The following is a 3,458-nucleotide window of genomic DNA, read 5'->3' as shown; positions in this document are numbered from 1 at the left end:
CGTGCCACGCCCTCTGCTTTTTTGTCCCAGGCCAGCCCTTTGCCAGGCAGAAACCCCATTAGTGCGGCAATGGAGTTGACGACGGACTCCCGATCCAGTCGTTCGCCCTCGATCTCCATCGTCTTGATGGCCTCGCTCACCATCAGATCAACGGTAATTTCCTGGCGTGGAAGCTCTGCCAACGCCTCGATGCGCCCGGCCAGACGTGAGGCTACAGCGGTAAACTCACCACATGTCTCGGTGAAATCCACTTCTTCGTACTGAAAATTCGGCCAATCCGACCGCTGCCATACCCACTTCGCATTACGCATGGCTGAAATATAGCGCGCATTTCAGCCAAATAACAGCAGATAATGGCCGATAAAAGAGAGCAAAGTCGGTTATTGCAGAACATGAATTATGTAAACACATAATATATGCTATATTAAGCAACATGGAGCGACATAAATTAAACAGACGCATAACGGAAAAACTGGAAACCCTGCTTACCCGAGCAAAAGCACAAGGGCTTTCGCAGAAAGAACTAGCGGCGCGGGCGGGGATCAGTGAAGTCGGCTTGTCCCAGGCCAAGGCACGGGGCGACTTGCGGGTGTCCACCCTCGAAGCCCTGGCCAACGCCTTGGACATGACCATCGAGTTCAAGCCCCGTCATTCCCGTAATGCGACTATCGCGGCCATCCGCGAGGGTCAGTTCTTCGAGCTTGCAGGGGAACCCTGATGCGCACGGCGGCATTACCTCACTATACCGCCGTGGTGTGGACGGCCATTGGTGCCGTGCCGCAAAAAATGGGTACGCTCGTCCTGTCGGATGAGCGCATGGTGATGACCTATGATGAGGACTATCTGGCATCGGATCTGCCCAGAATGAGTCTCAATCAATGATGTGGCTACAGAAACCACCCCTTTCTTCGAATACCCGGTAACAGAACGGATCATTTTTGCTATCAACTTTTTCGCTTTTTCGAGAAACGAAAACTGACAGCAAAGGCGCGGCGATGGCATTCGCGCGCTGGAAAGCTGTATGCGCGCGGCTGGTAGATGACCCTATCTTTCCACTCCTACCTTTTCACGTAGAAAGTTTTCCGCATCCGGTGACCATATTAACGCGATCGGTAGTCTGAATAAACGCGGCACAAGCTGTGCCGCAACCATTGGCGGAGTGGAAGCGAAGGCCAGGAGGCCGTGAGCGTGAACCCCGCGCAGACCACTACCACCGCCGCTGCGATCGGAGTAGAGGGGGTGCCAGTTCTCCCTGTTGCTCGATCAATGCCGATCACCTCACCTTGCCAAACCCGCCCTGAAGCCGGTAGGTGGAAGGGCCCCCACTTTTTCGGCCGAAAAACGTCTACACATTTAATTCCAAATGATTGCTAATCATCGACCTTTTTCATGGCGGCAATTCCATTGGGATACCAAGGCCAGAAATGCCCATTTTCCGTGCCAGATCACTCGTATATTCCCGCACATACTGAAAAACCAGCGGCGACAGTACCTTGATTAACTCATTGACCACTTCTTCGCCTGGCTGTTTATCAATGGGAACTTGGGGCTTAAAAACCCCCAATATACTGACGGCAATTTTGAATACACTAGCCTCGTTATCACCTTCTTGCGGATACCCCGTAACAGCCCCTTCAATCAATATATTTACGAACTGACCGGATTCTTCATCCGTAACGACTTCTACTGTAACGGGATATTCCATACTTGCCCGCCCCTTGCCGATGGGAACCATTCGGTCAAGGTGGCATTGAGCCTCGACCAACACTATCCGACTTACTGCAAAGTCTGAGATTGCTCTATTTCCCATTCTGCCTCCCCCCCAGACTCACCGAATGTAAATGCCTGTTCAACACTGTGTATATGACGATGCGTTACTTGCACATCCAGAGGTTGCTTGCCTCTGGCCAACTTTTCCGAGACAGCCTCATTAATAAAACCGTTGATGCCACTTAATCCAAATAGCTCAACATATAACGCAATCTCGCGGTGTTGCTTTGATCCAACACGCACATTGAATGTGCCGCTAAACGGCTTGTCTGGATCCTTGCCCAACTGTTCACAGGTCCGCAGATAATCATCAACAGCCAACTCAAATTCGTTTTGTAGTGCCGGAATTGTCTCCGCCTCATAAGTTGCCAGATCGTTTACAAATAACAGCTTTCCATGCAATATGCCAGACTCCATATCCATTTCAATAGAGCCGAGATAACCTTTATATTTCAGACATTGGGATTTCATTTTAACAACCCTCTTTCATTCAGAAATCGATACAAATCTTTGACCGCATAGGGTTTCATTGCATTTCTCGGATGGGGTTTGTGCAGGCTTATCAGGTCTCCGCTTTCTGGGTTGAAGAACTTTACGCGGGAGCCACTGCCTTCCACTTTCTTAAACCCGAGGGTACGTACCAAAGAACACGCCTCATCCCAGGTATAGCCCTTTGGTTGTTGGCGGAGCCTTTCCTTGGCCTTGCTCAATTTCGACATAATATACCCACCTCTTATACTCTGCAACTATCCACCAGTTGCATCCAGCACACTAAATAACAGCTCTCTAACGAGGTTATACCGAAACTAGTTTACTCTCAAGGCCCTCCGGGGGCGTTCGCCACGTGGCAGGGGGTTGGGCTCTACGTTCCGCTATCGCTCCACTCTTTTCCCAACCCCCATAAACAGTATCTGGACACGCTCCGATCTATCAAGCACAAAGACGGAACCCACCCGCTGCCGCGTGCGGGGCCCCGACTTTCTGCTTGACAGCTCTCCACGCGCTGACCTCAAGCCCTTACGGTTCCGGATGTACCCTGTACCTTGCGCCAATACAAGCAACGGCAGTACCATTAACAAGCGCCATCAAGATAATGTAGAGCTATAGTCAAATCTGGTGTACAGCATGATCAGGCGGCGTTCCTGCTGTCACCGGTCTCGCTGTTCACTTCGATTCCGTCTCTGAACTTCACACCGTCGATGACCTTGGCCAGGTAGTGGAATCCACGGATCCTGCGCCAGCGTTTCTCCGCACTCATCCCCAGCTTGTAGATCATCGCCAACATGGTCTTTCGACTCACACAACCCTTGGCTCGGTCCGTCCGGTGGCGAATCGTGGCAAAGGTCGACTCGATCGGGTTCGTCGTCCGGATGTGCACCCAGTGCTCCACCGGGAAGTCGTAGAAGGCCAGCAGAGCCTCCCGGTCCTTCTCCAGGCAAGTAACCGCCTTCGGGTACTTGGCCTGGTACGTCTTGTTCGGCGTCAATTATCTTGGCCGGTTTGGCGACAATTATGATGGCCGGTTGAGTATGGGGATTGATTATGATTTTTTCTGGTGTTTTCTCCTGTAACTAGAGTTTAGAGTTTCAGAGGAGAAAAACCACTAAAAATCTCAAAAAATAGTTGACATAGCAAGGCGCGGCCTCTCAGAAGAGAAATCAACACAAACTTCTGGAGGCCGCTATGGA

At 51.2% G+C, this 3,458-nt stretch carries 6 protein-coding genes and 1 pseudogene; 2 read left to right on the top strand and 5 right to left on the bottom strand.

The window, feature by feature from the left end:
* A partial coding sequence (locus tag ACOCD2_RS14590) for a DUF4172 domain-containing protein (protein WP_419625750.1) occupies nt 1–311 on the bottom strand: 311 nt, incomplete at its 3' end.
* A 122-nt stretch (nt 312–433) separates the two neighbouring features.
* Between ACOCD2_RS14590 and ACOCD2_RS14585 the strand changes: the two genes are divergently transcribed.
* A complete protein-coding gene (locus ACOCD2_RS14585; RefSeq protein WP_293675474.1) occupies nt 434–718 on the top strand; it encodes a helix-turn-helix domain-containing protein in 285 nt (94 codons plus the stop codon).
* Nucleotides 718–882, top strand: coding sequence for a hypothetical protein (locus ACOCD2_RS14580; RefSeq protein WP_293675475.1), 165 nt, complete (start codon nt 718–720; stop codon nt 880–882). The genes ACOCD2_RS14585 and ACOCD2_RS14580 overlap by 1 nt, the downstream gene beginning before the upstream one ends.
* A 505-nt stretch (nt 883–1,387) precedes the next feature.
* Here the strand turns inward: ACOCD2_RS14580 and ACOCD2_RS14575 are convergent.
* From ACOCD2_RS14575 to ACOCD2_RS14560, 4 genes and pseudogenes are all read right to left on the bottom strand, one after another.
* Nucleotides 1,388–1,705 carry a hypothetical protein gene (locus tag ACOCD2_RS14575; protein ID WP_293649709.1) on the bottom strand — a complete coding sequence of 106 codons (318 nt, stop codon included), beginning with the start codon at nt 1,703–1,705 and terminating at the stop codon, nt 1,388–1,390.
* Nucleotides 1,706–1,776: 71 nt separating this feature from the next.
* Nucleotides 1,777–2,241, bottom strand: a complete 465-nt coding sequence (locus tag ACOCD2_RS14570) for a type II toxin-antitoxin system HicB family antitoxin (RefSeq protein ID WP_293649707.1) — start codon at nt 2,239–2,241, stop codon at nt 1,777–1,779.
* Nucleotides 2,238–2,480 (bottom strand): type II toxin-antitoxin system HicA family toxin, encoded by a 243-nt coding sequence (locus ACOCD2_RS14565; RefSeq protein ID WP_305801437.1) that lies wholly within the window; start codon nt 2,478–2,480, stop codon nt 2,238–2,240. Before ACOCD2_RS14565 ends, ACOCD2_RS14570 begins: the two co-directional genes overlap by 4 nt.
* A gap of 419 nt (nt 2,481–2,899) precedes the next feature.
* Nucleotides 2,900–3,244, bottom strand: a pseudogene (locus tag ACOCD2_RS14560) (transposase); the annotation flags it as partial.
* Nucleotides 3,245–3,458 lie beyond the last annotated feature (214 nt).

The sequence above is a fragment of the Thiolapillus sp. genome, from assembly GCF_048562965.1.
Lineage (GTDB): Bacteria > Pseudomonadota > Gammaproteobacteria > Chromatiales > Chromatiaceae > Thiolapillus > Thiolapillus brandeum_A.
Note: the sequence above shows the minus strand (reverse complement) of the source record. Positions and strands in the feature narration are given on the sequence as shown.

Bases quoted from the DNA above. Each gene is read 5' to 3' on its own strand.
- ACOCD2_RS14585 (WP_293675474.1), top strand. From the start codon at position 434: ATGGAGCGACATAAATTAAACAGACGCATAACGGAAAAACTGGAAACC.
- ACOCD2_RS14580 (WP_293675475.1), top strand. From the start codon at position 718: ATGCGCACGGCGGCATTACCTCACTATACCGCCGTGGTGTGGACGGCC.
- ACOCD2_RS14575 (WP_293649709.1), bottom strand. From the start codon at position 1,705: ATGGAATATCCCGTTACAGTAGAAGTCGTTACGGATGAAGAATCCGGT.
- ACOCD2_RS14570 (WP_293649707.1), bottom strand. From the start codon at position 2,241: ATGAAATCCCAATGTCTGAAATATAAAGGTTATCTCGGCTCTATTGAA.